The sequence below is a fragment of the Pseudomonas sp. JH-2 genome, assembly GCF_036231725.1.
GTDB classification, from domain to species: Bacteria; Pseudomonadota; Gammaproteobacteria; order Pseudomonadales; family Pseudomonadaceae; genus Pseudomonas; species Pseudomonas delhiensis.
The window spans coordinates 79,824-104,340 of the sequence record NZ_JAZAQP010000021.1 but is presented as its reverse complement, the minus strand read 5'-3'; the positions used below and the strand labels follow the sequence as shown (position 1 = coordinate 104,340).

Sequence of the window (24,517 nt, the reverse complement as noted above, 5' to 3'; positions counted from 1 at the left end):
TACACCCACTGCTGCTGGCGCACCAGGCTGCCGCTGGCGTCCTTCAGCCGCTGCGCCGTGCGGTTGCCCTGGGCGTCCACGTCGTATTCCAGGCGTTCGCCGAGGTTGTTGGCGATGGCCACCAGGCGCCGTGCATCGTCGTAGGTGTAGGCCAGCCAGCTGCCGTCGCCGCGGGTCAGGCGGGTGATCTGCCCGACCGCGTCGTAGTCGAAGCGGGTGGTGCTGCCGGCGCTGCCGATGGAGGCCAGGCGCGCGTCGATGCCGCTGTAGGTCAGGATGCTGACCACGCCGTTGGCGTCGGTGAGGGTGCCAGGGTTGCCGCGCTCGTCGTGCCCGCCCAGGCGGGTGACGTGGCCCAGGGCGTTGGTCACCGTGGTGAGGTTGCCCTTGGCGTCGTAGCTGTAGCGGGTGACGTCCTGTACGTCGGTGCGCGGGCCGTCGGCACTCTCGACCAGGCCCAGGGCGTTGTAGGTGTAGGTCCAGCTGCGCTCGGCGGCCTGGCCGGGTTGGGCCAGCAGCATCGCCAGGGACAGGGCGCCGAATAGTTTCGTCTTCATGACTGCCTCCTTGCTCAAAGCGCTTCGGTGGTTTGCGCGATGACGCGACCACGCTGGTCATACTGGTAACGGGTGACCCGCCCGGCCTCGGTGATGCTCAGCGGCAGGGCCAGGGTGGGATGCCAGGTGGTGCTGATGGTGCGAGCCTGCTCGGTGCCGGCAGCTTCGGTACGGGAGGTTTCCAGGCCGCGTGCGTCGTACTGGTAGGTGGTCAGGTTGCCGTTCCAGTCGGTTCGGCTGGCCGGCAGCCCATTGGCCAGGTAGCTGACCTGCTGGCTGGCGGCCGGGCAGTGGGCGCTGGCTTCGCCGTCGCGGCGGGTGACCAGACGGCGCTGGTCGAAGGTCTGGTAGTGGTAGAGCGTCGACTTGCCCAGCGGGTTGGTGATCCGCACGCGGTTGGCATCGAGGTAGGCGAACTGCACGCTGCCGGCCTCGCCGGCATGGCTACTGGAGGTGGCGCGCCCCTGGGCGTCGTAGGTCCAGGTGGCGAAGCGCAGGCCGCGGGCATCGGTGATCCCCGTGAGCAGCTGCGGGCGCTCGGCGACTTCGTAGTGGTAGCGCTGCTCTTCGTCACCCCGCATGACGCTGGCGAGGCGGCCGCGGTCGTCGTAGCGGTAGCTGACGCTCCAGTCGCCGAACTGCAGGCTCGCCAGCCGTTCGCCGTCGTAGCCGAGGGCGATCTGGCGCCCGCCGGCATCGCTGATCCGCACCAGGCGGCCGCCGGTATCCCGGGCAAACTGCAGGCTGCTGCCGATCACCGGGTCGAGGCGCCGCAATTGCCCGAGCGCATCGTAGGTTTCGACGCTGGCGTCGGCGCCGGTGAGGCTCCAGCCGCCCTGTTCGGGCAGTTCGGCCAGCGTGAGGCGCTCGTCGGCACTGGCCGTCCACTTGCCCGCCACGCGGCTGAAGGCGACTGCCCGGCCGTCGTCGCGATAGGCCTTCAGCGTGTCGGCCGTGAGCTTGGCGATGCGCTGGTTCCAGCCATGGCTCCAGCCGACTCCGAGGTCGCCGGCCTGGTTGCGGCTGCTCCAGTAGTTGCGGCTGAAGCCCAGCCTGGAGCCGGGCACGCTCAGATCGACCTCGACCTGCACCTTCTGCCCGGTGGCGCCGAGGATGGGGTTGCTGTCGTTGCATTCGTTGCTCTGGCATTGCGCGCAACACTGGCCGCTGCCATCCAGCACGCCGCTGGGGCAAAGGTCCGCCTCGCCGGAACGGTAGACGGAGGAAAGGTGGTAGGTGTCGGGTAGCCAGAGGCCGAACAGCCGGCGCTCGACCACGAAGCGGCAAAGGGACTCCGTGCCGTCGAGGTCGGTGAGCGAGTAGTTGTTGATGCGCCACTGCTGGCCGGGGTTCTGCTCGCGCTTCTGGAGCAGCTTGCGAAGGCTCTCGCCCTGCGCGCAGGCGGCTTCGGCCGAGGGCCAGGGGGTACGGGTCGCGTCGCGCCACTGGTATTCCGCCAGGCAGGCCTGGCTGATCAACAAGGCTCCCACTCCTGGGAGCAGGCAATGCAGATATGGACGAGGGTGCATGCTGGGTCCTCCATGAACAGTGGAGGCTCCAGTCAAGCGATGGCGGCAGGCGAAAAACGTTAACGCCTAGCCACTCCGGGCATCAGCAAAGCATCCCACGCCAATCGAGGATTCCGCCTACCGGCAGAACTCCCTCGCTGACGAATGCGCCTAAAGGCGTCGGATCAGCAACGCCCGCGCCTTCGCCATTTCCTCCGCCGGCAGTTCCGCCCAGAGCACCGGCTTGCCGGCGATGAGCGCGCCCAGGACGGCGCCGTCGCGGTAGAGCACGCGGTTGCCGGCCACCGCCGGGACCTTGCTGCCCGGCAGCAGGGTGCCGGCGAGGTTGAGCGGGTCCACCGCCGAGAGCACCAGGTATTCGCCGTCCTTCTCGCGCCGGCGCACTTCGCGCAGCAGGCCCACGGCCTCGGGCAGGGCGAACTGTTCGCCGGTGAGGCCGGCGACGAAGCGCCCGCCGCGGATTTCCCCGCGGGCTTCCAGGCGGTGGTAGACGCGCAGCAGGTCGCGCCAGGGCGGCAGCCAGTCGGCCTCGCGCTCCAGCACGCGCCAGCAGACCACGCCGTAGCGGCGCAGCAGGGTCATGGCGACGTGCTCCAGCACTTCGGCCTGCAGGCGTGGCGGCTGGCCCTCCAGCAGTTCGTTGCGCGGGCGGCGCAGCAGCGCCCAGCGGCCGGCGTCGGCCATGCCGAACAGCGGCGTGCGGGCCCGGCGCTCCTGGCGGCTGCGCTTGGCCGCCGGCAGCAGCAGCGCGCGCAGGCCGGCGAAGCTGTCGGCGTTCACCCGGCCCACCGCCACCAGTTCGCCGAGGGCCATTTCCAGTTCGCTGCGCAGGAGGTGCGCCTCGCTGGAAAGTTCGTCGAAAAAGAGCGCGCCTTGCTCCTGCAAGGCCTGCAGCACCTTCTGCGCCCTGGAGGACAGCTCGGGCTCCGGCGCGTCGGCGCACAGCGCGCCCCACAGCGGCAGCTGGCGGCGCGGCAGCAGGACGATGGGGGTGCTGCGCAGCGGCCCGGCGCCGCTGCGCCCGCGCGCCGTGCTCCGGCTCGGCAGGCGCGCCCAGACCAGGCGGCCGGCGCGACACAGGTCGTCCAGCCAGTTGATGCCGTAGTCGGCCACCCGCGCCGGCAGCAGGTCGCTTTCCCAGGCCCCGGCGGCGGCCTGGAAGCCTTCCAGCTGGCTCAGCACGCCGGCCAGGGCCTCGGCGCCGCGCACCCGCGTGGCCCGGGACACGCGCTGCCAGTCGAACAGGAAGCGCATGAAGTCGGCGCGCTCCACCGGCTCGATCTCGCGGCGCAGGCGGCGCACCGTGTAGCGGTGGATGCGCGCCAGCAGGTGGCGCTCGCACCATTGCTCGCCGTCGGCGTCGGGGCTGAAGCGGCCGCGCAGCACATAGCCCTCCCGCTCCAGGCCGGCCAGGGCGAAGGCGACGTCGGCAGCCGGCAGGTCGAGCTCGGTGGCCAGTTGCGCCTGGCTGCGCGGGCCGAAGCCGGTCAGGCGCGCGCGCAGCAATTCCAGGCGCGCGTCCTCGGCGGACCAGCCTTCCTGCAGCGCCGCCGGCAGTTGCAGCGCCGGCGACAAGCGCGCCTGTGGATAGACCGCCAGCAACTGGCTGAGGCGTTCGGCGGCCACCCAGAGGTCAGCCTCGCCACTGCGCAGGCGCGTTGCCCGCCCGGCCTTGGCCAGGCGCCCCAGCAGCAGCTCCCAGCCCAGGTTGGTGCGGGCTTCCTCGGCGAGGATGCAGCCCAGGCCGGTCAGCGCCTCGTGCATCTCGTCGGGGTCGCGGGCCTGCGGCCAGGCTTCGGCGCGCACCGCGGCAATGGCCTCGGGGTCCAGTGCGCCCAGGTCGTCGGCCGATTCCGGGTCGCTCCAGCGCCGGCTCAGCACGGCCTGGGTGCGGCGCTCTTCCAGCGGGGCGTCGTCGAGGTAGGCGTAGGGGCTGGCGCTGAGCACTTCCGCCGCCAGCGGCGAAGGGGCCGGCAGGTCGCGGGCATGCAGCGCCACCTCGCCGGCCTCCATGCGCCGCAGCAGGGCCAGCCAGCCCTCGCAGTCCATGGCTTCGTGCAGGCAGTCGTCGAGGGTCTGGGCCACCAGCGGGTGATCGGGAATCTGCCGCTCGCCGACGATGTTCTCCAGGCATGCCACCTGATCGGGGAATACCGAGGCCAGCAGATCCTCGCTGCGCATGCGTTGCAGTTGCGGCGCCACCTTGCGGCCACCGCGGAAGCGCGGCAGGGCCAGCGAGGTGGTGGCGTTCCAGCGCCAGCGCACGCCGAACAGCGGGGCGTCGAGCAGGGCCTGGACGAGCACGTGCTCGGCGTTCTTCGCGTTCAGGTAGCGCCACACCTCGTCCAGCGGGAAGCTGTGGCTGGTGGACAGCGAGAGGATGATGGCATCCTCGGTGGCCGCCGCCTGCAGCTCGAAGTTGAAGGTACGGCAGAAACGCTTGCGCAGGGCCAGGCCCCAGGCGCGGTTGATGCGGCTGCCGTAGGGCGAGTGCAGCACCAGTTGCATGCCGCCGGATTCGTCGAAGAAGCGCTCCAGCACCAGCGCCGACTGGCTCGGCAGCACGCCGAGGGCGGCGCGGGCACGGGCCAGGTATTCCACCAGCTGGCGCGCCGCGGCTTCCTGCAGGCCGAGGTCGTCCTCCAGCCAGCGCAGCGCCGGGGCCAGGGGTTCGGCACTGCCCTGCCCTTCGGCCAGCAGGTCATCCAGGCGCTCGCGCAGGCGCGACACGCTGACCGACAGCTCGTCGCTGCGCCCCGGCGCCTCGCCCAGCCAGAACGGGATGTTCGGCGGCAGGCCCTGGGCGTCCTCGACGCGCACCTTGCCCGGTTCCACGCGGAGGATGCGGTAGGACACGTTGCCCAGCTGGAACACGTCGCCGGCCAGGCTCTCCACGGCGAAGTCCTCGTTCACCGTGCCCACGGCCAGGCCCCGGGGCTCCAGCAGCACCTGGTAGTCGCCGGCGTCCGGGATGGTGCCGCCGGAGGTCACTGCGGTCAGCCGCGCGCCGCGCCGGCCGCGCAGCAGGCCGTGGACGCCGTCGCGGTGCAGGTAGGCGCCGCGCTGGCCGTTGCGGCTGGTGTAGCCCTCGGCGAGCATGCGCAGCACGGCGTCGAAGCGCTCGCGCGGCAGGCCGGCGTAGGGCTGGGCATGGGTCAGCAGTTGGTAGAGTTCGTCCTCGCGCCATTCGCGGCAGGCCACTTCCGCGACTATCTGCTGGGCCAGCACGTCCAGCGGCGCGCGGGGGATCGCCAGGGCATCCAGCTCGTCGCGGCGCACGCTGTCGAGCAGCGCCACGCATTCGATCAGTTCGTCGCGGGAGGTCGGGAACAACCGGCCCTTGGGCGTGCCGCCGACGCTGTGCCCGGAACGCCCGACACGCTGCAGGAAGGAGGCGATGGAACGCGGCGAGGCGACCTGGCAGACCAGTTCGACGTCGCCGATGTCGATGCCCAGTTCCAGCGAGGCGGTGGCCACCAGCACCGTCAGACGCCCGGCCTTGAGCCGCTGTTCGGCGCCCAGGCGCTGTTCCTTGGACAGGCTGCCGTGGTGCGCGGCGACCTTGTCGATCCCCAGGCGCTCGCCCAGGTGGCGGGTGATGCGCTCGGCCAGGCGCCGGGTATTCACGAAGACCAGGGTGGTGCGGTGTTCCTCGGCCAGCGCGGCGAGGCGGTCGTAGACGCTGTCCCAGACCTCGTGGGACATCACCGCCTCCAGCGGCGCCGGCGGCACCTCGATGCCCAGGTCGCGGGCGCGGCTGTAGCCGATGTCGACGATGCGGCAGTCCGCGTGGCCGCAGAGGAACTCCGCCACCGCCTCGATGGGCTTCTGCGTGGCCGACAGGCCGATGCGCACCAGCGGTTCGGCGCATAGCGCCTGCAGGCGTTCCAGGGACAGCGCCAGGTGGCTGCCGCGCTTGCTGCCGGCCAGGGCGTGGATCTCGTCGACGATGACGCTGCGCGCGCCGGCCAGCATCTGTCGCCCGGAGTCGGAACCGAGCAGCACGTAGAGGGATTCGGGGGTGGTCACCAGGATGTGCGGCGGCCGCCGGCGCATGGCCTCGCGTTCGCCCTGGCTGGTGTCGCCGGTGCGTACCGCGCTGCGGATGTCCACGGCCGGCAGGCCCAGGCGCTCCAGCTCGGCGCGGATGCCGGCCAGGGGCTCCTCCAGGTTGATGCGGATGTCGTTGGACAGCGCCTTGAGCGGCGAGACGTAGACCACGCAGGTGCGGTCCGGCAGCTCGCCGCCGTTGGCCAGGCCCTCGCGCACCAACTGGTCGATGGCCGAGAGGAAGGCGGTGAGGGTCTTGCCAGAGCCGGTGGGTGCGGCGACCAGGGTCGAGCGCCCGGCGCGGATCGACGGCCAGGCCTGCACCTGGGCCGGGGTGGGCGCGGCGAAATGGCGGGCGAACCAGTCGGCGACGGCGGGGTGGAAACCCTGGAGGACGTCGCTGGGGGGCGCGCTGCTGGCGAGTCGGTTCATGGGCACCAATATGGTGGCAGCGCACGAAGCCCTCAAGGGCCGCCGATCGCGGCTAGGGGCTAGGCGGTGGCCAGGTTCAACCCTGGCGCGGATTGCCGCCTGGGTGTGGCAGCGTATAACCGCGAACGGTTATACGCCCTACGTCACGGTCAAGCCTGGCGTGGGGCGAACAACGCTCCTACAGGTTGACGCCGAACCTCCCGCCCCTGCCGGACGGCTCCCTCTCCCGCTTGCGGGAGAGGGCTGGGGAGAGGGGCGGAGTCAATCCGGAGCACAGTTGCCGCCTGGGTGTGGCGGCGTATAACCGCGAACGGTTATACGCCCTACGTCACGGTCGAGTCTGGCGTAGGGCGAATAACGCTCCGCGTTATCCGCCGTTTGGCCTTGGCCGCAGGCGGCTCCGGGCTCCAAGCTGGCCCCTACGACTCCCCACCCTGCCCCAGGCCGTGCTGACGCAGCTTGTTGGCGATGGTGGTGTGCGAGACGCCCAGGCGCTTGCCCAGCAGGCGGCTGCTGGGGTGTTCGCGATACAGGCGCTCCAGCACCGCGCGCTCGAAGCGGCCGACGATGGCGTCCAGGCCGCCTTCCAGGGAGAAGTCGCCCAAGGGGTGCGGCGCGCCGTAGTCCGGCAGGCGGATGTGCTCGGCCTTGATGGTGCCGCCCTCGCACAGCGAGACGGCCTGGAACAGCACGTTCTCCAACTGGCGCACGTTGCCCGGCCAGTGGTAGCGGCCCAGGCGGTCCATGGCCTGGGCCGCCAGCTGCGGCAGCGGGCAGCCGATCTGCCGGCTGGCCTGGTCGAGGAAGTGCTCCACCAGCGGCGCCAGGCCATCGAGGCATTCGCGCAGCGGCGGGATGTGCAGCGAAAGCACGTTGAGGCGGTGGTAGAGATCCTGGCGGAACTCGCCCTTGGCGCACAGCTCGGACAGGTCCACCTGGGTGGCGCAGATCACCCGCACGTCCAGGTACACCTCCTCGTCGCTGCCCACCCGGCGGAAGCAGCCATCCTGCAGGAAGCGCAGCAGCTTGGCCTGCAGGCGCGGGCTCATCTCGCCGACGCCATCGAGGAACAGGGTGCCGCCGGCGGTGAGTTCGAGCAGGCCGAGCTTGCCTTCCGGGCGCGCGCCCTCGAAGGCGCCGGGGCCGTAGCCGAACAGCTCGGTCTCGGCCATGGATTCGGGCAGCCCGGCGCAGTTCAGCGCCATGAACGGCGCCTGGCCGCGCGGGCTGGCCAGGTGGCAGGCGCGGGCCAGCAGTTCCTTGCCGGTGCCGGTCTCGCCCTCGATCAGCAGCGGCGCGTCCAGCGGCGCCATGCGCCGCGCCTCGCGCACCACCGCGGCCATCACCCGCGAACTCTGGAAGATGCTGTCGAAGCCGCGCAGCTCGTGCTTGCGCACGTTGTAGATGCGCTCGCCGACGCGGTCGGCGCGGTGCAGGGTGAGCACGGCGCCGGCCAGGGCCTCGCTTTCGTCGTGCTCGGTCTGCAGCGGAGCGATGTCGGCGAGGAACACGTCGCCCTTGATCTTCACCCGCAGGCCGTTGATCCGCGCCTTGTTCGCCCGCACCAGCTCCGGCAGGTCGAGGTCCTCGGCGTAGCGCGCCAGGGGGATGCCCGGCACCTCGTCGACGCGCACCCCGAGCAACTGCGCGGCGGCGCGGTTGCCGGCGACTATCTGCCCGGCCATGTCGATGGACAGCACCGGGAAGTCCAGCGCCGCCAGCAGTGCGTTCAGCTCCAGGTGGCGGCGCTCGCTGGGCATCAGGCCGACGCGCTTGACGCCGAACACCCCGGGGATGACCTCCATCTTGGGCTTGAGCGACTGGAACTGCAGGTTGATCAGGTTCGGGCAGAGCAGGTAGATGGCGTTGCCCTGCTCGCCGCCGACCTCGCCGCGGTTGACGTTGATGCCGTAGTCGACCAGCAGGTTGAGGATGTCGCGCAGGATGCCGACGCGGTTCTGGCAGTGGACTTTGATACGCATGGCGAGCCCGGTGATTGTCGTTGTGCGGGGCGACGCCCGGCCGGATTTCGCCGGCGGGGCGGAAATTTCCGTCAAGAATATGTGACAGCCGGCGTCATCAGCAAGTCGATGCCTGGCGATTCGCCGCGATTCGTAACCTTTTCTTTACAGGCGAAGGGGATTTGCAGCCCTCGCCCACGGCAGGCAGGGGCTGCATGGGCACGGCAACGCGGCTATTGATTGAGGCATCAAAACAACAAAGGCCTCGAAGCCGGAGGACCCATGAAGACAACGCAGTACGTGGCCCGCCAACCTGACGAAGACGGTTTCATCCACTACCCCGAAGCCGAGCACCAGGTGTGGAACACCCTGATCACCCGCCAGTTGAAGGTGATCGAAGGCCGCGCCTGCCAGGAATACCTGGACGGCATCGAGCAACTCGCCCTGCCCCACGACCGCATCCCGCAGCTGGGCGAGATCAACCGCGTACTGCAAGGCGCCACCGGCTGGCGCGTCGCCCGCGTGCCGGCGCTGATCCCCTTCCAGACCTTCTTCGAGCTGCTGGCCAGCCAGCAGTTCCCGGTGGCCACCTTCATCCGCACCCCGGAGGAGCTGGACTACCTGCAGGAGCCGGACATCTTCCACGAGATCTTCGGCCACTGCCCGCTGCTGACCAACCCCTGGTTCGCCGAGTTCACCCACACCTACGGCAAGCTCGGCCTGGCCGCCAGCAAGGAAGAACGCGTGTACCTGGCGCGGCTGTACTGGATGACCATCGAGTTCGGCCTGCTCGACACCCCGCAGGGCCGGCGCATCTACGGCGGCGGCATCCTCTCCTCGCCGAAGGAGACGGTCTACAGCCTCTCCGGCGAGCCCGAGCACCAGGCATTCGACCCCGTGGAAGCCATGCGCACGCCCTACCGCATCGACATCCTGCAGCCACTGTACTTCGTGCTACCGGAACTCAAGCGCCTGTTCGAACTGGCCCACCAGGACATCATGGCGCTGGTCCGCCAGGCCATGCAGCTGGGCCTGCACGCACCGAAGTTCCCGCCGAAGCAGGCGGCCTGAACCCCGAACGCTGCTACCTGACCTAATGTAGGAGCGAGTTTGCTCGCGAACCCTTCGCGAGCAAGAACCAGGCGTCCCCCTCGCTCCTACAATCCTAAGCTCAACGCCTTGCCTGCGAACCTTACAAGGAGAACCCCATGACCGCCCTCAACCAAGCCCATTGCGAAGCCTGCCGCGCCGACGCTCCCCACGTTTCCGACGAGGAACTGGCGGAACTGATCAAGCAGATCCCGGACTGGAACATCGAGGTGCGCGACGGCCACATGGAGCTGGAGCGCGTGTACCTGTTCAAGAACTTCCGCCACGCCCTGGCCTTCACCAATGCCGTCGGCGCCATCGCCGAGGAAGAAGGCCACCACCCGGACCTGCTGACCCAGTGGGGCAAGGTCACCGTCACCTGGTGGAGCCACGAGCTCAAGGGCCTGCACCGCAACGACTTCATCATGGCCGCGCGCACCGACGCGCTGGCCAAGGTCGCCGAGGGCCGCAAATGAGCCATTTCGCCCAGGTGCCCCGGGTGCCCGGGGACCCCATCCTCGGCCTGCTCGATGCCTACCGCGCCGACCCCAACCCGGCCAAGCTGGACCTGGGCGTGGGCGTCTACAAGGACGCCCAGGGCCTGACGCCGATCCCCCGCGCGGTGAAGCTCGCCGAACAGCTGCTGGTGGAGCGCGAGACCACCAAGAGCTACGTCGGCGGCCACGGCGACGCGCTGTTCGCCGCGCGCCTGTGCGAGCTGGTGCTGGGCGCCGACTCGCGCCTGCTGGCCAGCCAGCGCGCCGACGCCAGCCAGACGCCCGGCGGCACCGGCGCCCTGCGCCTGGCCGCGGACTTCATCGCCCGTAGCCTGCCCGGCCGCGGCATCTGGGTCAGCGACCCGACCTGGCCGATCCACGAGACGCTGTTCGCCGCCGCCGGTCTGAAGGTGCACCACTACCCCTACGTCAGCGCCGACAACCACCTGGACGTGGAAGGCATGCTCGCCACCCTGGAAAAGGTGCCCCACGGCGACGTGGTGCTGCTGCACGCCTGCTGCCACAACCCCAGCGGCTTCGACCTGGCCTACAACGACTGGCAGAAGGTGCTGGAAGTGGTGCGCCGCCGCGAGCTGCTGCCGCTGATCGACTTCGCCTACCAGGGCTTCGGCGACGGCCTGGAGGAGGACGCCCGCGCCGTGCGGCTGTTCGCCGAGAGCCTGCCGGAGCTGCTGGTGACCAGCTCCTGCTCGAAGAACTTCGGCCTCTACCGCGACCGCGTCGGCGCCCTGCTCGTCTGCGCCGCCAACGCCGAACAGCTGGGCAACGTGCGCAGCCAGCTGGCCAGCCTGGCGCGCAACCTCTGGTCCACGCCGCCGGCCCACGGCGCCGAGGTGGTGGCGACCATCCTCGGCGATCCCGAGCTGAAGCAGGTCTGGCTGGAGGAAGTGACCGCCATGCGCACCCGCATCGCGGCGCTGCGCCTGGGCCTGGTCGAGGCCCTGCAGCCCCACGGCCTGGCCGAGCGCTTCGCGCACATCGCCATCCAGCGCGGCATGTTCTCCTACACCGGGCTAAGCCCGGAGCAGGTACGCCGCCTGCGCGAGGAACACAGCGTGTACCTGGTCGGCAGCGGCCGCGCCAACGTCGCCGGGCTGGATGCCAACCGCCTGGACGACCTGGCCCGGGCCATCGCCGCGGTCTGCGCCTGAAAGTTTTTTCCACCCTCGCTCGACCGGCCGCTGGCCGGTCTTTTTTTGCCCGCACTTAGCCCACCGGCAACGGCCCGGCCTGGCGCTTCCAGCGCCCCGGGGTGGTCCCGGTCCAGCGCTGGAAGGCCCGGCAGAAGCTGGCCGCCTCGGCGTAGCCCAGGCACTGGGCTACGCCGTTCAGGTCCATGCGCGACTCCAGCAACAGGCGCTCGGCCAGGCGCAGGCGGATGGCGTCGCTCAGCGGCTGGAAGCGCTGGCCTTCGGCGGCCAGGCGGCGCTGCAGGGTGCGTTCGGAAAGCCCCAGGTGCTGCGCCACCTCGCGGCAGCCGGGCAGGCTTGCGGCATCGCGCACCAGAAGGCGCTGCACCGCCCGTGCAGTGGGCGTGGCGGCCAGGGGCAGCGCCAGTTCCTCGCAGAGCTTCTCGCACAACTGCTCGCCACTGCTGCGGCTGTCCGGGTTGGCCTGCGGCAGGCTGGCCTCCAGATCGGCGCGGGCGAACAGCAGGGCGTTGCGCGTGGCGCCGAAGCGCACCGGGCAGGGCCAGGCGCGGGCGTAGGCGTCTAGGTCGCCCGGCGCCTCGGCGCGCAGCTCCAGGGCCAGCGGCTGCACAGGGCGCTGCAGCAGCTCGCCGGCCAGTTGCAGGCAGCCGGCGATGCCGCGCTCGACCACGAAGGCGCGGGCGTCCGGCGGCAGCACCTGGTCGTCGAAGATCATCCAGTGCCCGCGCGGCTCGGCCTCGCTGCTCACCGGGCAGAGCGTCAGGGCCAGGCCCTGGTAGCGGCCGAAGGTCTCGAAGGCCTCCCGCAGGCTGCGGCAGGCGAGCATGGTGAAGCCCAGCAACCCCAGCGAGGTGAGGTGGTAGCGGCGCCCGGCGGCGAAGCCCAGGCCGGGGCGGGCGCCCTGCTGCAGCAGGTTGCGGATCACCGCCAGTTCCTGCCAGGCCTGGATCTGCGCATGGCGCCCGGCCAGTTCGCGCGGCTCGATGGCGCTGCCCACCAGGCAGGCCTCCGCGGCCAGGCCCTCGCTGCGGGCGCAGTCCAGCAGGTGGCGCACGCCGGTGATGTCGCGGGTCTGTCGCCAGTCCATGGGGGGCTCCTGCAAGTGGCGGGAATCATCAATTTCTGGCGCCGATCATCATGGCGCAAGTACGCCGCGGCGACCATCCTCAACAGGCCGACAACACCAACAAGAGGGCACCCCATGTTCGAGTTCTTCTACGCCTTGCCGAGCCAGAACCGCGCCGCCAGCTACCGCCACTTCCAGATCGTCCCCGCCACCGGCGCCATAGGCGCGGACGTCAGCGGCGTCGACCTGCGCACCCTGGGTGAGGAAGGCTTCGCCGAACTGCGCCAGGCCCTGCTGGCGCACAAGGTGCTGTTCATCCGCGGGCAGTCGCTGGCCATCGAGGACCTGGAGGCGGTCACCCTGCGTTTCGGCGAGTTCGGCCGCGAGCCCTACGTCCAGGGCCTGCCCGAGTATCCCCACGTTGTGCGGGTGGTCAAGGAGGCCGACGAGAAGACCCCGGTGGTATTCGGCGGCGCCTGGCACAGCGACTGGTCGTTCCAGGAGCGCCCGCCGGCCTTCACCCTGCTCTACGGCCACGACATCCCGCCGTTCGGCGGCGACACCCTGTACGCCAACATGGCGCTGGCCTACGAATGGCTGTCGCCCAAGCTGCGCGCGCAACTGGAGAGCCTGGACGCCATCCACAGCCCGGAACGCGCCTACGGCGCCGAGGCCAAGCACAACGACCTGATGGAGAACATGGCGGTGCGCTACGGCAACGCCGACGGCGAGACCCGCTCGCACCCACTGGTGACGCGCCACCCGGAGACCGGCAAGAAAATACTCTTCGTCAACCCGGCCTATACCAGCGGCATCAAGGGCATGCGTCCGGCCGAGGCGCAACCGCTGCTGGACTACCTCTACGGCATCGCCACCCAGCCGGCATTCACCTGCCGCATGCGCTGGAGCCAGGGTACCCTGGCGATCTGGGACAACCGCAGCACCTGGCACTACCCGGTGTCTGACTACCATGGGATGCGGCGTGAGATGTACCGCACCACGGTGGTGGGTGAGGTGCCTAGCCGGTAAGAGACGCTGCTTTGCTGCTTTGCTCTTCGTAGGAGCGAGCTTGCTCGCGAACAATCTCCCCGATAACTCCTCTGCCAACCCCACCTCTGTTCCCTCTCCCTAACCCTCTCCCTGAAGGGAGAGGGGACCGTTCGGCGTGCTCGGGTATTTTGGAGTTAGCCGGCAACTCCGAAGGTTGCCGGCTGAAATCATTCCTTCTCTCGGCACGGACAAGCCCCCTCTCCCTTCAGGGCGGGGCGCGCAGCCGAGGGATGGGGAGAGGGGGCGGAGTCAATTCGAAGCACCAATAGCCCCGGCAAACTCCGTTCGCGAGCAAGGGCTAGGCGCCCCCCTCGCTCCTACGAAAAACCCAGCCCCCTACCCTCCGAACCGCCCCGCATGCTCCCGCAGCATCCCCCGCAACAACTGCGCCGCCGGCGACAGGTAGGCGCCCTGGCGCACCGCCAGGCCCATGGTGCGCGTCAGGGTGGTTTCCGCCAGCCTCACCTCACGCAACTGGCCCATCCCATGCAGGCCGCCGTCCAGCGTTTCGCGGGCGACGAAGCTGAGCAGGCGGGTGCGGGCGATCAGGTTGGGCAGCATGGGGATGGCGTTGGTCTCGATCTGCACCTGCGGCGGCGGCAGGCCGTGGGCCTGGAAGGTGGCGTCCATCCAGCGCCGCGACGACACCCCGGGCGCGGGCAGCACCCAGCGGTAGCGGCACAGGTCGGCGATGGCCACCGGGCCGTCGAACAGCGGGTGCTCGCGGCTGGCCACCACCACCACCTGGTCCTGCAGCAGCGGCTCGCTGGCCAGGTGCGGGTCGTCGAGGATGCGCGAGCAGATCGCCATGTCCAGGCGCCCGCTGCGCAGGGCCTCGCGCAACACGTCGTCCTGGCCCAGGGACAGGCTGATGGTCACCTCCGGGGCGCGCTGCAGCAGTTCCTCCACCAGCGGCGGCAGCAGGTACTCGGCCATGGTCGCGGCACAGCCCAGGCGGATGTTGCCCACCAGGCCGCTGGCGAAGTCGCGCACCTCGCGGCGCGTCTCCTCGATGTCCTGGCGCAGCTGGCGGGCGCGCCGCAGCATCAGCTCGCCGGCGGGGGTCAGGCGGATGCGCCGGCCCTCGCGCTGGAACAGGCTGGTGCCCAGGGACTGCTCCAGGCGCTGGATGCTCTTGGTCAGCGCCGGCTGGCTGCGCCCCAGGCGCTCCGCCGCGCGGCCCAGGTGGCCGAGCTCGGCGATGGTTTCGAAGTAGGCGAGATCGCGCAGGTCCATGGCGGTCATCCGATAAATTTCAGGAATGAATTCATGACTATTAGAAAATGGACTTGATGGATCGCGCTATCGATAATTTTCCGCGTTGTCCGCAGTCCGGAGCCCTCGCGTGTCCAGCCGTCCAGCCCAGCGCCTCAGCCGTATCCCCGCCAGCCTGCAATGGCCGGCCCTGATCCTGGCGGCCGGCGGCGCCGGGCAACTGCTCGCCTGGCTGGGCATCCCCGCCGCGCTCTTCCTCGGCCCCATGCTGGTGGCCATCGCCTTCGGCGTCGGCGGCGCCGGCATCCGCCTGCCGCGCCAGGCCTTCCGCCTCAGCCAGGGCTGCATCGGCCTGCTGGTGGCCCACGCCATCAACTGGTCGGTGCTGCAGGCCATGGCCGCGTCCTGGCCGCTGATGCTCTGCGCCACCCTGCTCACCCTGCTGCTCAGCGCCGTGGTCAGCTACGCCATGGTGCGTTTCGGCGGCATCCCCGGCAGCACCGCCGCCTGGGGCACCGCGCCGGGCGGCGCGGCGGCCATGGTGGCGATGGCCGAGTCCCACGGAGCCGACCCGCGGGTGGTGGCCACCATGCAGTACGTGCGGGTGGTCTGCGTGGTCATGGCCGGCGCCCTGGTCGGCCGCCTGCTGGGCATCGAGGGTGGCGCCTCGGCGGCCCACAGCACGCCGCTGGACGACGCCGGCCACCTGCCCGGCCTGGTCAACTGCCTGCTGCTGATCTTCGTCGGCGTCAGCCTGGGCGCGCGCCTGCCGGCCGGCCCGCTGCTGGTGCCGCTGGTGGCCGGCGCGGCGCTGCAGCTGGGCGGGCTGCTGCAGATCACCCTGCCGCACTGGCTGCTGGTGCTGGCCTACGGGGTGATCGGCTGCTACATCGGCCTGCGCTTCGACCGCGCCAGCCTGGCCTACGTCGGCCGCCACCTGCCGGCCATGCTGGTCAGCGCCATCGCCCTGATCCTCAGCTGCGCGCTCTTCGCCTGGGCCCTGGCGGCCATCACCGGCATGGACTTCCTGTCCCTCTACCTGGCCACCAGCCCCGGCGGCCTGGACGCCATGGCGATCATCGCGGTGGACACCCACTCCGACGTCGGCCTGGTGCTGGCCATGCAGACCCTGCGGCTGTTCGTGGTGCTGTTCAGCGGCGTCTCCATCGCCCGCCTGGTGATCCGCCTGAGCCACGCCTGAGGCCCGGCGCCTTGTGCGCATGGCGAAGGGGGTTCAGGATCGGAGGCTTTCCATCGGCCAAGGACAGCCCCATGCACCAGCCCACCGCCTGGCACGTCACCCACTGGAGCGACGACCCCTTCAGCCTCGGCGCCTACAGCGCCCTGCTGCCCGGCGGCACGCCGGCGCACCGCGCCACCCTCGGCGCCTGCCTGGGCGGGCGCCTGGTGCTCGCCGGCGAAGCCTGCAACCCGCGGGCGCCAGCCATGACCCACGGCGCCTGGGACGATGGCCTGCGCGCCGCCGAACTGGCCCTGGGCGCGGGTGCCCGCCGGGTGATCGTCATCGGCGCCGGATGCGCCGGCCTGGCCACCGCGCGGCGCCTGCGCGGGCAAGGCGTCGACTGCGTGGTGCTGGAAGCTCGCGAGCGCATCGGCGGGCGCACCCACAGCCTCCGCCTGGGCGCGGTGACCCTGGACGTCGGCGCCGCCTGGCTGCAGCAGTTCGCCGACAATGCCCTGGCCGGCGAAGCCCTGCGCCTGGGGCTGAGGCTGGTGGAAACCGACTTCGCCAAGCCGCTGGCCGCCGCCAGCGATGGCCCGCTGCCGGACATAGACGCGGCCTGGCAGGCCCTGCGCAACGGGCTGGACCGGCAACTGCCGCTGGCCGAGGGCATCGAGCGCTACCTGGCCGGCCTGGATAGCGCGCAGGCCCGTGCCACACGCTTCGCCATCGACGCCAACCTGATCCTCGAAGCCTGCCTGCCGCTGGCGCAGCTGTCGGCAGACGCCCTGGACGAGGATGGCGTGGGCAATGGCGACCGCTTCCTGCCCGGCGGCTACGGCCAGCTCATCGAGCACCTGGCGCAGGGCCTGGACATCCGCCTGGGCCAGCCGGTGACGCACATCGACTGGTCGGGCGAGCAGGTCCGGGTGAACGACGAGCGGGGCGACTTCTGCATCTGCAGCGTGCCGCTGGGCGTGCTCAAGACGCTGCGTTTCACCCCGGCGCTGCCGGCGGCGCAGCAGGAGGCCCTGGCCCACCTGGGCATGGGCCGCCTGGAGAAGGTGGTGCTGCAGTTCGAGCAGCGCTGGTGGCCGCGTTCGCTCTCGGGCTACCTGCGCTGGTACGACAGCCCGGCGAGCTGGGGCGAATGGCTGGACCTCACCGATGCCGTGGGCACGCCGACGGTAGCCGGGCTGATCGCCGCCGACGCGGTGGAACGCCAGTTCGCCGGGCGCAGCGACGAACAGATCGCCCTCGCCGCCCGCGACGCCCTGCAGGCCTGGGCCGCCGCGCTGCAAGGCTCGCGCTAGAACCCTTCGAGGGTAGCGTCCAGCAGGCGTTCGAGGTAGGCGCTGCCCAGTTCCTCGTTGGAGAACAGGATGCGGTAGACCAGCGGGGCCATCAGCCGGTCGACGATCCGGTCCACCGCCGGCAGGGCCTCGCCGCGCCCGGCGGCGCGCGCGAGGATGCAGTCGAACTGGCCGCGGGCGATCTCCAGGCAGCGCCCGGAGCAGCCGCCGCCGGCCGCCAGCAGGTCGAGCACCACGGCGCGGCCGGGCACCGAGGCGGTCTCCTCCATGTACTGCTCGCCCCAGGCGCGCAGGTCGCCGCGCAGGCTGCCGGTGTCCGCCGGCTCGGCATCCGGGTGGATGCGCTGCAGGGCGACGTCGCCCAGCAGTTCGTTGAGGTCGCCCCAGCGCCGGTAGATGGTCGAGGGCGTCACCCCGGCGCGCGCGGCTATCAGCGGCACCGTCAGTTCGCCACGTTCGCGCTCCCCCAGCAGTTCCGCCACCGCCTTGTGCACCGAGGCCTGCACCCTCGCGCTGCGGCCCCCCGGCCGCACGCCCTGATTGATCGCCATAGTCACCTTAACGCAAAGAATTTGCTTTTGTGCCGAAAGAGGTCCAGCATCTCGCAAAAGCTAAATATTAGCCTTTGCGAGGCCGAACATGACACCCACCTTACCCAAAAGCTCGGGCGAACGCCGCCCCGGCCTGCCCCCAAGGGCCGCCACCGGGCTGCTCGGCGCCATCCTCATGGGGTTTCTCGCCGCCGCCAGCGCGCCCACCCCGCTGTATGCGCTGTACCGCGAAACCTGGGGCTTCTCGCCCACGTTGCTGACGCTGGTGTTCAGCATCTACGCCGGCGGCCTGTTGCTGGCGCTGCTGGTGTTCGGCTCGCTGTCCGACCACCTTGGCCGCCGCCCGCTGATCCGCGCCGCGCTGCTCATCGAGTTGCTGGCGATGGCGGTGTTCCTGTTCGCCGGCTCGGTCCAGGCGCTGATCCTGGCGCGCCTGCTGCAGGGCTTCGCCACCGGCCTTGCGACCAGCGTGCTGGGGGCCGCCCTGCTGGACTTCGACCGCGAGCGCGGCCCGCTGGTCAACAGCATCGCCCCCATGCTCGGCCTGGCCCTGGGCGCGCTGGGCAGCAGCGCCCTGGTGCAGTTCGCCGGCGAGCCGCTGCACCTCGTGTACCGGGTGCTGTTCGGCCTGTTCGCGCTCTGCCTCGTATTGCTGTGGCGCCTGCCGGAGAGCGTCAGCCCGCAGCCGGGCGCCCTGGCCTCGCTGCGCCCGCGCATCCGTATCCCGCCCCAGGCGCGCCGGGCTTTCTGGAGCGTCGCACCGCTCAACGCCAGCCTCTGGGCCCTGGGTGGCTTCTACCTGTCGCTGGGGCCGAGCCTGGCGCGCCAGGTCAGCGGCCTGCAGGCGCCACTCACCGGCGGCATGCTGGTGTTCCTGCTGACCGCCTGCGGCGCCCTGGCGATCTTCGCCCTGCGCCACGGCACGGCAGCGGTCATCCTCCGGCGTGGCGGCCTGGCCCTGGTCGGCGGCCTGCTGCTGACGCTGCTGGGCATCGACAGCGGCAACGCCTGGCTGTTCTTCTCCGGCACCGCGGTGGCCGGGCTGGGCTTCGGCGGCGGCTTCCTCGGCGCCTTGCGCGCGGTGGTGCCGCTGGCCCATGCCCACGAGCGCGGCGGGTTGATGGCCAGCTTCTACGTGCTCAGCTACCTGGCCTTCAGCCTCCCGGCGGTGCTCGCCGGCAGCGCCACCCAGCGCTACGGCCTGGTCCCCACCACCAACGGCTATGCCGGCGTGCTCATCCTGCTGGCCAGCCTGGTGCTGCTGTTCAGCTGGCGCAACGCCAGGGCCGCGGCGCCGGTTACGTAGGATGGCGTTGAGCGCAGCGATACCCATCGAGGGGAGTCGCCTCGCTCGTCCCATCCTCCGAAGAGCCGGCAGGCCCCTTCAGTAATCCACCTTGCCGCGCCCGGCCTTGATCGCCCCGCGCTTGCTCTTGCCTTCCAGGCGGCGGGTCTTGGAGCCGAGGGTCGGGCGCGTCGGCTTGCGCTTCTTCTGCACCTTGGCCACCGAGCGGATCAGCTCGGCCAGGCGCTCCAGCGCGTCCTCTCGGTTCTGTTCCTGGGTGCGGTACTGCTGGGCCTTGATCACCACCACGCCGTCGCCGCTGATGCGCTGGTCGCTCAGCGCCAGCAGGCGTTCCTTGTAGAAATCCGGCAGCGACGAGGCGCGGATGTCGAAGCGCAGGTGCACCGCGCTGGACACCTTGTTGACGTTCTGCCCGCCGGCGCCCTGGGCACGGATGGCGCTCAGCTCGATTTCGGCGTCGGGCAGCTGCACGGTGTTGGAGATGACGAGCATGGCGGGGGATTCGGGCGAAAGGAAAGCACAGCATAACGCGCAATCCCGAGCCGGCACAGAACGCGGACCAGCGCGGCGCAAGGCCGATTCCTGACTCACGGATCAATTTTTGAATACACTTGTGTATACAAAAATCTCTTGCAATGAATCCAACAGAGCTTTAGAACCGTCCCTGTCCGGCCGCGGGCAGTCACGCGGCAACCGGCCCCATAACAACAACAAGATCGAGGTGCAGCATGTTCCGCCCGGTTCCATCCGTGCCGGCGCCCAGCGCCGTCCGCCACCATCCGCGTACGTCCCGCCGCCTGAGCAGCGGCAGCCGTATCGCCCTGAGCGCCGCGCTGCTGGCCGGCCTCCCCCTGGACGCGGCCGTCGCCGACGACGACCGCTTCTTCGAGTGGACCAGCAACACGCTGGGCTTCCGCTACGGCCAGCAGTTCACCAACCCGAACAACCCGGACAAGTTCGCCAAGCGCATCTACAGCTTCAGCCACGCCGACGGCTACCGCTACGGCAGCAACTTCTTCCACCTGGATGTGTTCCTCTCCGACAGCCGCGACCCGCGCAAGGGCACCGACCACGGCGGCAGCGAGGTCTACGCGGTGTACCGCCACCAGCTGTACGCCTCGCGGGTGTTCGACCTGCCGCTGGGCAAGGGCCTGGTGAAGGACCACGCGCTCACCCTCGGCTTCGACGCCAGCCGCAACAACAACCTGGCCTCGGCGAAGAAGCGCGCCCTGGTGATCGGCCCCACGGTGAAGTTCAACGGCGCCGGGGTGCTCGACCTGAGCCTGATGTACTACCGCGAAAAGAACCACTTCGGCGTGCCCGGCGCGCGCCACCCGGAGCACACCTTCGACGGCACCTACATGGTCAACCTGACCTGGCTGAAACCCTTCCAGCTGGGCGAGCGCATGGCCAAGTTCCAGGGCTTCCTCAACCACGTCGGCGAGAAGGGCGAGGACTACAACGACAAGGACACCGCCCCCGAGACGCTGGTGCGCACCTCGCTGATGGTGGCGGCCCTGCCCGGCGCCAGGCGCCAGCCGAACCTCTGGCTCGGCGTGGGCTACGAGTACTGGCACAACAAGTTCGGCGTGGACGGCGGCACCGGCAGCCGCACCTCGACGCCGACGGTGAACCTGGAGTTCAGTTTCTGAGGTTCGTGCCGCCGGTTGGCCCTGAGCGGTTGGCGGGGTGATCGCGGACGGAGTCCGCTCCTACAAACCGTACCTCCCTGGAACTGTAGGAGCGGGCCCTGCCCGCGATTTCGCGCGCAGGGCGCGCTCCTACAGGGGAATGGCACGACTCGGGCTGCGTAGGAGCGGACTCTGTCCGCGATTCGCGCAGGGCCCATTCATGCCACCGACGAAAAAACCCGGCACTGGCCGGGCTTTTTCGTTGCAGCGAACTCAGCGCTCCTTGCAGGAAACGCCATCGGCGGGCTCGCCGCCCTTCCAGTCCTTGTACAGGGTGGCTTCCTCGCCCTTGGTCCACCACACGTACTGGCCGGCGGCGTATTTGGCGCCGGAGGCGGAGATGACGTTGGCGAACACCAGGCTGGAGCTGTCGCTGACCGGCACCACCGCCAGGTGGTTGTCGCCCTTGTTCAGGTACTGGACGCTGAACTTGCGGCCGTCGTCGCACTTGTAGTCGACGCTGCGCGAATCCAGCTTGGCGTCGCCGGGCAGGACCAGCGCGTCCACCGGCGGCGCCTTCTTCTCCTCGCCGCCACCACAGGCGACCAGCAGCACGGGAACGGCGGCGGCCAGCAGCCAGAATGCTTTTTTCATGGGTGTCCCTCTGACGAAAAATGGCCCGGACACTCTAGCCAAGGTTCACCGCCAACGGCAACGCCGCGCGCCCCGGCGAAAAGTCGGGCGCGCGGCGCGTTCTCATTCGGCCAGGGCCAGCGCCGGCTGCGCGGTGCGCGAACGCTTGAGGCGGAAGCAGGCGAACATCACCAGCAGCCACAGCGGGATCACGTACACCGAGACCTGGATGCCCGGGATCAGCGTCATCACCCCGAGGATGAACAGCACGAAGGCCAGGCACAGCCAGTTGCCGTAGGGATGGAAGATGGCGCGGAAGGCGGTGCGCACGCCGTCGCGGTCCATGCGCTGGCGGAACTTCAGGTGCGCATAGCTGATCATCGCCCAGTTGATCACCAGCGCCGCCACCACCAGGGACATCAGCAGCTCCAGCGCCTGGTGCGGGATCACGTAGTTGACCACCACCGCGAGGAAGGTCACCAGCGCCGACACCAGCAGCGCGCGTACCGGCACGCCGCGCTTGTCCACCTGCGCCAGGGCGCGGGGCGCGTCGCCCTGCTCGGCCAGGCCGACCAGCATGCGGCCGTTGCAGTAGGTGCCGCTGTTGTAGACCGACAGCGCCGCGGTGAGCACCACGAAGTTGAGGATGTGCGCCGCGGTGTCGCTGCCCAGCAGCGCGAAGACCTTCACGAAGGGGCTGCCGCTGTAGTCGTCGCCGGCCGCGCTGATGCTCTGCAGCAGGCTGTCCCAAGGCGTCAGCGAGAGCAGCACGGCCAGGGCGCCGACGTAGAAGATCAGGATGCGCCAGAGCACCTGGTTGATCGCCCTGGGGATCACCGTCTTCGGCTGGTCGGCCTCGGCGGCGGTGAAGCCGAGCATTTCCAGGCCGCCGAAGGAGAACATGATGAAGGCCATGGCCATCACCAGCCCGCTGGCGCCGTTGGGGAAGAAGCCGCCGTGGCTCCACAGGTTGCTCACGCTCGCCTGCTCGCCGCCGTGGCCGGAGAACAGCAGCCAGCAGCCGAGCAGGATCATGCCGACCACGGCGCTGACCTTGATCATCGCGAACCAGAACTCGGCCTCGCCGAACAGCTTGACGTTGGCCAGGTTGATGAGGTTCACCAGCACGAAGAACACCGCGGCGCTGGCCCAGGTGGGCACGTCCGGCCACCAGTAGTGCACGTACTTGCCCACCGCGGTGAGCTCGGACATGCCGACCAGGATGTACAGCACCCAGCAGTTCCAGCCGGAGAGGAAGCCGGCGAAACCGCCCCAGTACTTGTGGGCGAAGTGGCTGAAGGAGCCGGCCACCGGTTCCTCGACGATCATCTCGCCGAGCTGGCGCATGATCAGGAAGGCGATCAGCCCGGCGATGGCGTAGCCGAGCAGCATCGACGGCCCGGCCGACTTGAGCACCCCGGCCGAGCCGAGGAACAGGCCGGTGCCGATGGCGCCGCCGAGGGCGATCAGCTGGATGTGGCGATTCTTCAGGCCGCGCTGCAACTGGCCTGCGTGCTGGGTATCACGCGTCATTGCGTCACCTTTTGTTGTTATCTGTGACGGATGGGACCCCGCGGTTCGTGGCCGCGCGGCATGCAAGGCTCATCGCGCCGCGACGAATTGCCGCCGGGCGCTGGGCTGGCGCCATATCAGCCGCTGCGGCCAATGGGAACAAGTCCGAAGCCCTTGTGGGAAAGCGCCCCGCGACCACCTCGGCCGGCAGCTTTTCGTTACAGCCATGGCGGACCGCGCATCGCGTCGGCGCCGGCGTAAAGCCTTCGTTACACAGCGGTTCGCCAGCTTTCCAGGGCAGATGCAAGGCGCCGGCGGCGCCGCTACCATGCGCGGCATCGACCTTCGTTTCCGGTGAGCCATGGCCCGCGCCGCCCCGCCCGACCTCAGCGATACCCAGGTGCCCCTGCGCGGCCTGGCGCGCAGCTACCCGCGCGGGCTGTACATCGAGCCCCACGAGCACGAGTGGGGCCAGGTGCTCTACGCCATGTCCGGGCTGATGTGGCTGGAAACCCCGCAGGAAGCCCTGCTGCTGCCGCCGCAACGGGCGGTCTGGCTGCCGCCCGGGGTGCCCCATGGCATCCGCGTGGTCAGCGAGCTGCAGATGCGCAACATCTACCTGCGCCCGAGCCTGGCCGGGGTGCTGGAGGAGCGCGTGCAGGTGTTCGAGGTGGACACCCTGCTGCGCGAGCTGATCCTGCGCCTGGTGGAACAGGAACAACAGCCCGACGCCGAGTACTACCGCGCCCTCTCCGACCTCTGCGTGCTGGAGCTGCGCCGCGCCCGCAGCAGCCTGCCGCGCATCCCCCTGCCGGAAGACGACGACCGCCGCCTGCTCGCCCTGTGCCGGGCGGTGATGGCCAACCCCAGCGCGGAAATCCCCGTGGAACAGCACGCCGCCGACGTCGGCGCCAGCGTGCGCACCCTCGCCCGCCTGTTCCAGCGCAGCCTGGGCATGGGCTTCGCCGCCTGGCGCCGCCAGGTGCAGCTGGCCACCGCGGTGGCCGCCCTGGCCGCCGGCACCCCGGTGAACCGCATCGCCCACGAGCTGGGCTACACCCCGGGGGCGTTCAGCGAGATGTTCCGCCGCGAGCTGGGGGTGGTGCCTTCGGCGTGGGTGGCGACGGGGCCTGGTCCGATCGGCGGATAACGCTTCGCGTTATTCGCCCTACGCGCCCCGCCACTTCCCGTAGGAGCGGGCCCTGCCCGCGATTCGCGCGCAGGGCGCGCTCCTACAGGAGAATGGCGCGGATGGGGCAGCGTAGGAGCAACTGTCTTGCAGGCCGTGCCGGGGTGCTCTTCGTAGGAGCGAGCTTGCTCGCGAATGGGCCCGCAGCGGAGTGTGTTCGCGAGCAAGCTCGCTCCTACGAGAAGCCATGCTCGCCTGCAATGTAGGATCTTGTCCGCGAAGCGCGCCGATACCTCCGGCCATCGCGGGCAGGGCCCGCTCCTACAGGCACCGGCAACCCCATCGCCACGGATGCATGGGTGGCGCAACCTGTCCGAAATTCCGAAGTCCTTGACCGATCCCCCTCCGCCACCCGCCCTAGACTGCCTCCACCCAGCCGAACGTCCCGGAGGCCCCATGAACTACCTGATCTCGCTGGCCATCGGCGTCGCCGTCGGCGTGCTCTACAACCTGCTCGACTTCCGCTCGCCGGCGCCGCCGCTGGTGGCGCTGGTCGGCCTGCTCGGCATGCAGCTGGGCGAGAGCCTGCTGCCGGTCGGCCGCGAGCTGGTGTTGCGCTGGTTCCACTGATCCCCTTCCGA

Annotated in this window: 19 protein-coding genes and 1 pseudogene; 10 read left to right on the top strand and 10 right to left on the bottom strand. The window is 70.1% G+C overall.

From position 1 onward, the window contains the following. From VV867_RS16350 to VV867_RS16335, 4 genes and pseudogenes are all read right to left on the bottom strand, one after another. Positions 1-557, bottom strand: a pseudogene (locus VV867_RS16350) (RHS repeat protein); the annotation flags it as partial. A 14-nt stretch (positions 558-571) separates the two neighbouring features. Beyond that, entirely contained in the window at positions 572-2,038 is a 1,467-nt protein-coding gene (locus VV867_RS16345; RefSeq protein WP_328566998.1) for a DUF6531 domain-containing protein, read from the bottom strand. Positions 2,039-2,236: 198 nt separating this feature from the next. Continuing rightward, complete coding sequence (locus VV867_RS16340; RefSeq protein WP_328566997.1) at positions 2,237-6,568, bottom strand: DEAD/DEAH box helicase; 4,332 nt, start codon at positions 6,566-6,568, stop codon at positions 2,237-2,239. Positions 6,569-6,987: 419 nt separating this feature from the next. Then, entirely contained in the window at positions 6,988-8,550 is a 1,563-nt protein-coding gene (locus VV867_RS16335; protein ID WP_328566996.1) for a sigma-54-dependent transcriptional regulator, read from the bottom strand. Positions 8,551-8,811: 261 nt separating this feature from the next. On the opposite strand from VV867_RS16335, the gene phhA reads away from it, so the two are divergent. From phhA to VV867_RS16320, 3 genes are all read left to right on the top strand, one after another. Next, positions 8,812-9,600: a phenylalanine 4-monooxygenase gene (gene phhA, locus VV867_RS16330; RefSeq protein WP_328566995.1), complete on the top strand. Its 789-nt coding sequence runs from the start codon at positions 8,812-8,814 to the stop codon at positions 9,598-9,600. A gap of 137 nt (positions 9,601-9,737) precedes the next feature. Next, positions 9,738-10,094, top strand: a complete 357-nt coding sequence (locus VV867_RS16325; protein ID WP_089393569.1) for a 4a-hydroxytetrahydrobiopterin dehydratase — start codon at positions 9,738-9,740, stop codon at positions 10,092-10,094. After that, on the top strand, positions 10,091-11,287 hold the full coding sequence (locus VV867_RS16320; protein ID WP_328566994.1) for an amino acid aminotransferase: 1,197 nt from the start codon (positions 10,091-10,093) through the stop codon (positions 11,285-11,287). Before VV867_RS16325 ends, VV867_RS16320 begins: the two co-directional genes overlap by 4 nt. 55 nt (positions 11,288-11,342) lie before the next feature. Here VV867_RS16320 and VV867_RS16315 read toward each other — a convergent pair whose 3' ends face one another. Beyond that, positions 11,343-12,374 carry an AraC family transcriptional regulator gene (locus VV867_RS16315; protein WP_328566993.1) on the bottom strand — a complete coding sequence of 344 codons (1,032 nt, stop codon included), beginning with the start codon at positions 12,372-12,374 and terminating at the stop codon, positions 11,343-11,345. Between the two features lie 114 nt (positions 12,375-12,488). Here VV867_RS16315 and VV867_RS16310 point away from each other — a divergent pair, with 114 nt between their 5' ends. After that, complete coding sequence (locus VV867_RS16310; protein WP_328566992.1) at positions 12,489-13,382, top strand: TauD/TfdA dioxygenase family protein; 894 nt, start codon at positions 12,489-12,491, stop codon at positions 13,380-13,382. Positions 13,383-13,739: 357 nt separating this feature from the next. Here VV867_RS16310 and VV867_RS16305 read toward each other — a convergent pair whose 3' ends face one another. After that, positions 13,740-14,639, bottom strand: a complete 900-nt coding sequence (locus VV867_RS16305) for a LysR family transcriptional regulator (RefSeq protein ID WP_328566991.1) — start codon at positions 14,637-14,639, stop codon at positions 13,740-13,742. A 109-nt stretch (positions 14,640-14,748) separates the two neighbouring features. Between VV867_RS16305 and VV867_RS16300 the strand changes: the two genes are divergently transcribed. Both VV867_RS16300 and VV867_RS16295 read left to right on the top strand, forming a co-directional pair. Continuing rightward, positions 14,749-15,819, top strand: coding sequence for an AbrB family transcriptional regulator (locus VV867_RS16300; RefSeq protein ID WP_109935470.1), 1,071 nt, complete (start codon positions 14,749-14,751; stop codon positions 15,817-15,819). A gap of 71 nt (positions 15,820-15,890) precedes the next feature. Next, complete coding sequence (locus VV867_RS16295; protein ID WP_328566990.1) at positions 15,891-17,114, top strand: flavin monoamine oxidase family protein; 1,224 nt, start codon at positions 15,891-15,893, stop codon at positions 17,112-17,114. On the opposite strand, the gene VV867_RS16290 is transcribed toward VV867_RS16295, so the two are convergent. Then, a complete protein-coding gene (locus VV867_RS16290) occupies positions 17,111-17,665 on the bottom strand; it encodes a TetR/AcrR family transcriptional regulator (protein WP_328566989.1) in 555 nt (184 codons plus the stop codon). The two genes, VV867_RS16295 and VV867_RS16290, sit on opposite strands and share 4 nt — an antisense overlap. Before the next feature lie 88 nt (positions 17,666-17,753). Between VV867_RS16290 and VV867_RS16285 the strand changes: the two genes are divergently transcribed. Further along, complete coding sequence (locus VV867_RS16285) at positions 17,754-18,971, top strand: MFS transporter (RefSeq protein WP_328566988.1); 1,218 nt, start codon at positions 17,754-17,756, stop codon at positions 18,969-18,971. Between the two features lie 78 nt (positions 18,972-19,049). On the opposite strand, the gene arfB is transcribed toward VV867_RS16285, so the two are convergent. Continuing rightward, positions 19,050-19,463, bottom strand: a complete 414-nt coding sequence (gene arfB / locus VV867_RS16280; protein ID WP_089393575.1) for an alternative ribosome rescue aminoacyl-tRNA hydrolase ArfB — start codon at positions 19,461-19,463, stop codon at positions 19,050-19,052. Positions 19,464-19,699: 236 nt separating this feature from the next. Between arfB and VV867_RS16275 the strand changes: the two genes are divergently transcribed. Continuing rightward, entirely contained in the window at positions 19,700-20,623 is a 924-nt protein-coding gene (locus VV867_RS16275; RefSeq protein ID WP_275629222.1) for a nucleoside-binding protein, read from the top strand. 252 nt (positions 20,624-20,875) lie between these two features. Here the strand turns inward: VV867_RS16275 and VV867_RS16270 are convergent, their stop codons facing one another. Further along, a complete protein-coding gene (locus tag VV867_RS16270) occupies positions 20,876-21,256 on the bottom strand; it encodes an MliC family protein (RefSeq protein WP_109934925.1) in 381 nt (126 codons plus the stop codon). A 102-nt stretch (positions 21,257-21,358) separates the two neighbouring features. Then, a complete protein-coding gene (locus tag VV867_RS16265) occupies positions 21,359-22,768 on the bottom strand; it encodes an amino acid permease (protein WP_328566987.1) in 1,410 nt (469 codons plus the stop codon). Between the two features lie 340 nt (positions 22,769-23,108). Here VV867_RS16265 and VV867_RS16260 point away from each other — a divergent pair, with 340 nt between their 5' ends. Continuing rightward, positions 23,109-23,897 (top strand): AraC family transcriptional regulator, encoded by a 789-nt coding sequence (locus VV867_RS16260; RefSeq protein ID WP_328566986.1) that lies wholly within the window; start codon positions 23,109-23,111, stop codon positions 23,895-23,897. 435 nt (positions 23,898-24,332) lie between these two features. Further along, positions 24,333-24,506, top strand: coding sequence for a DUF1427 family protein (locus VV867_RS16255; RefSeq protein WP_074977117.1), 174 nt, complete (start codon positions 24,333-24,335; stop codon positions 24,504-24,506). Positions 24,507-24,517 lie beyond the last annotated feature (11 nt).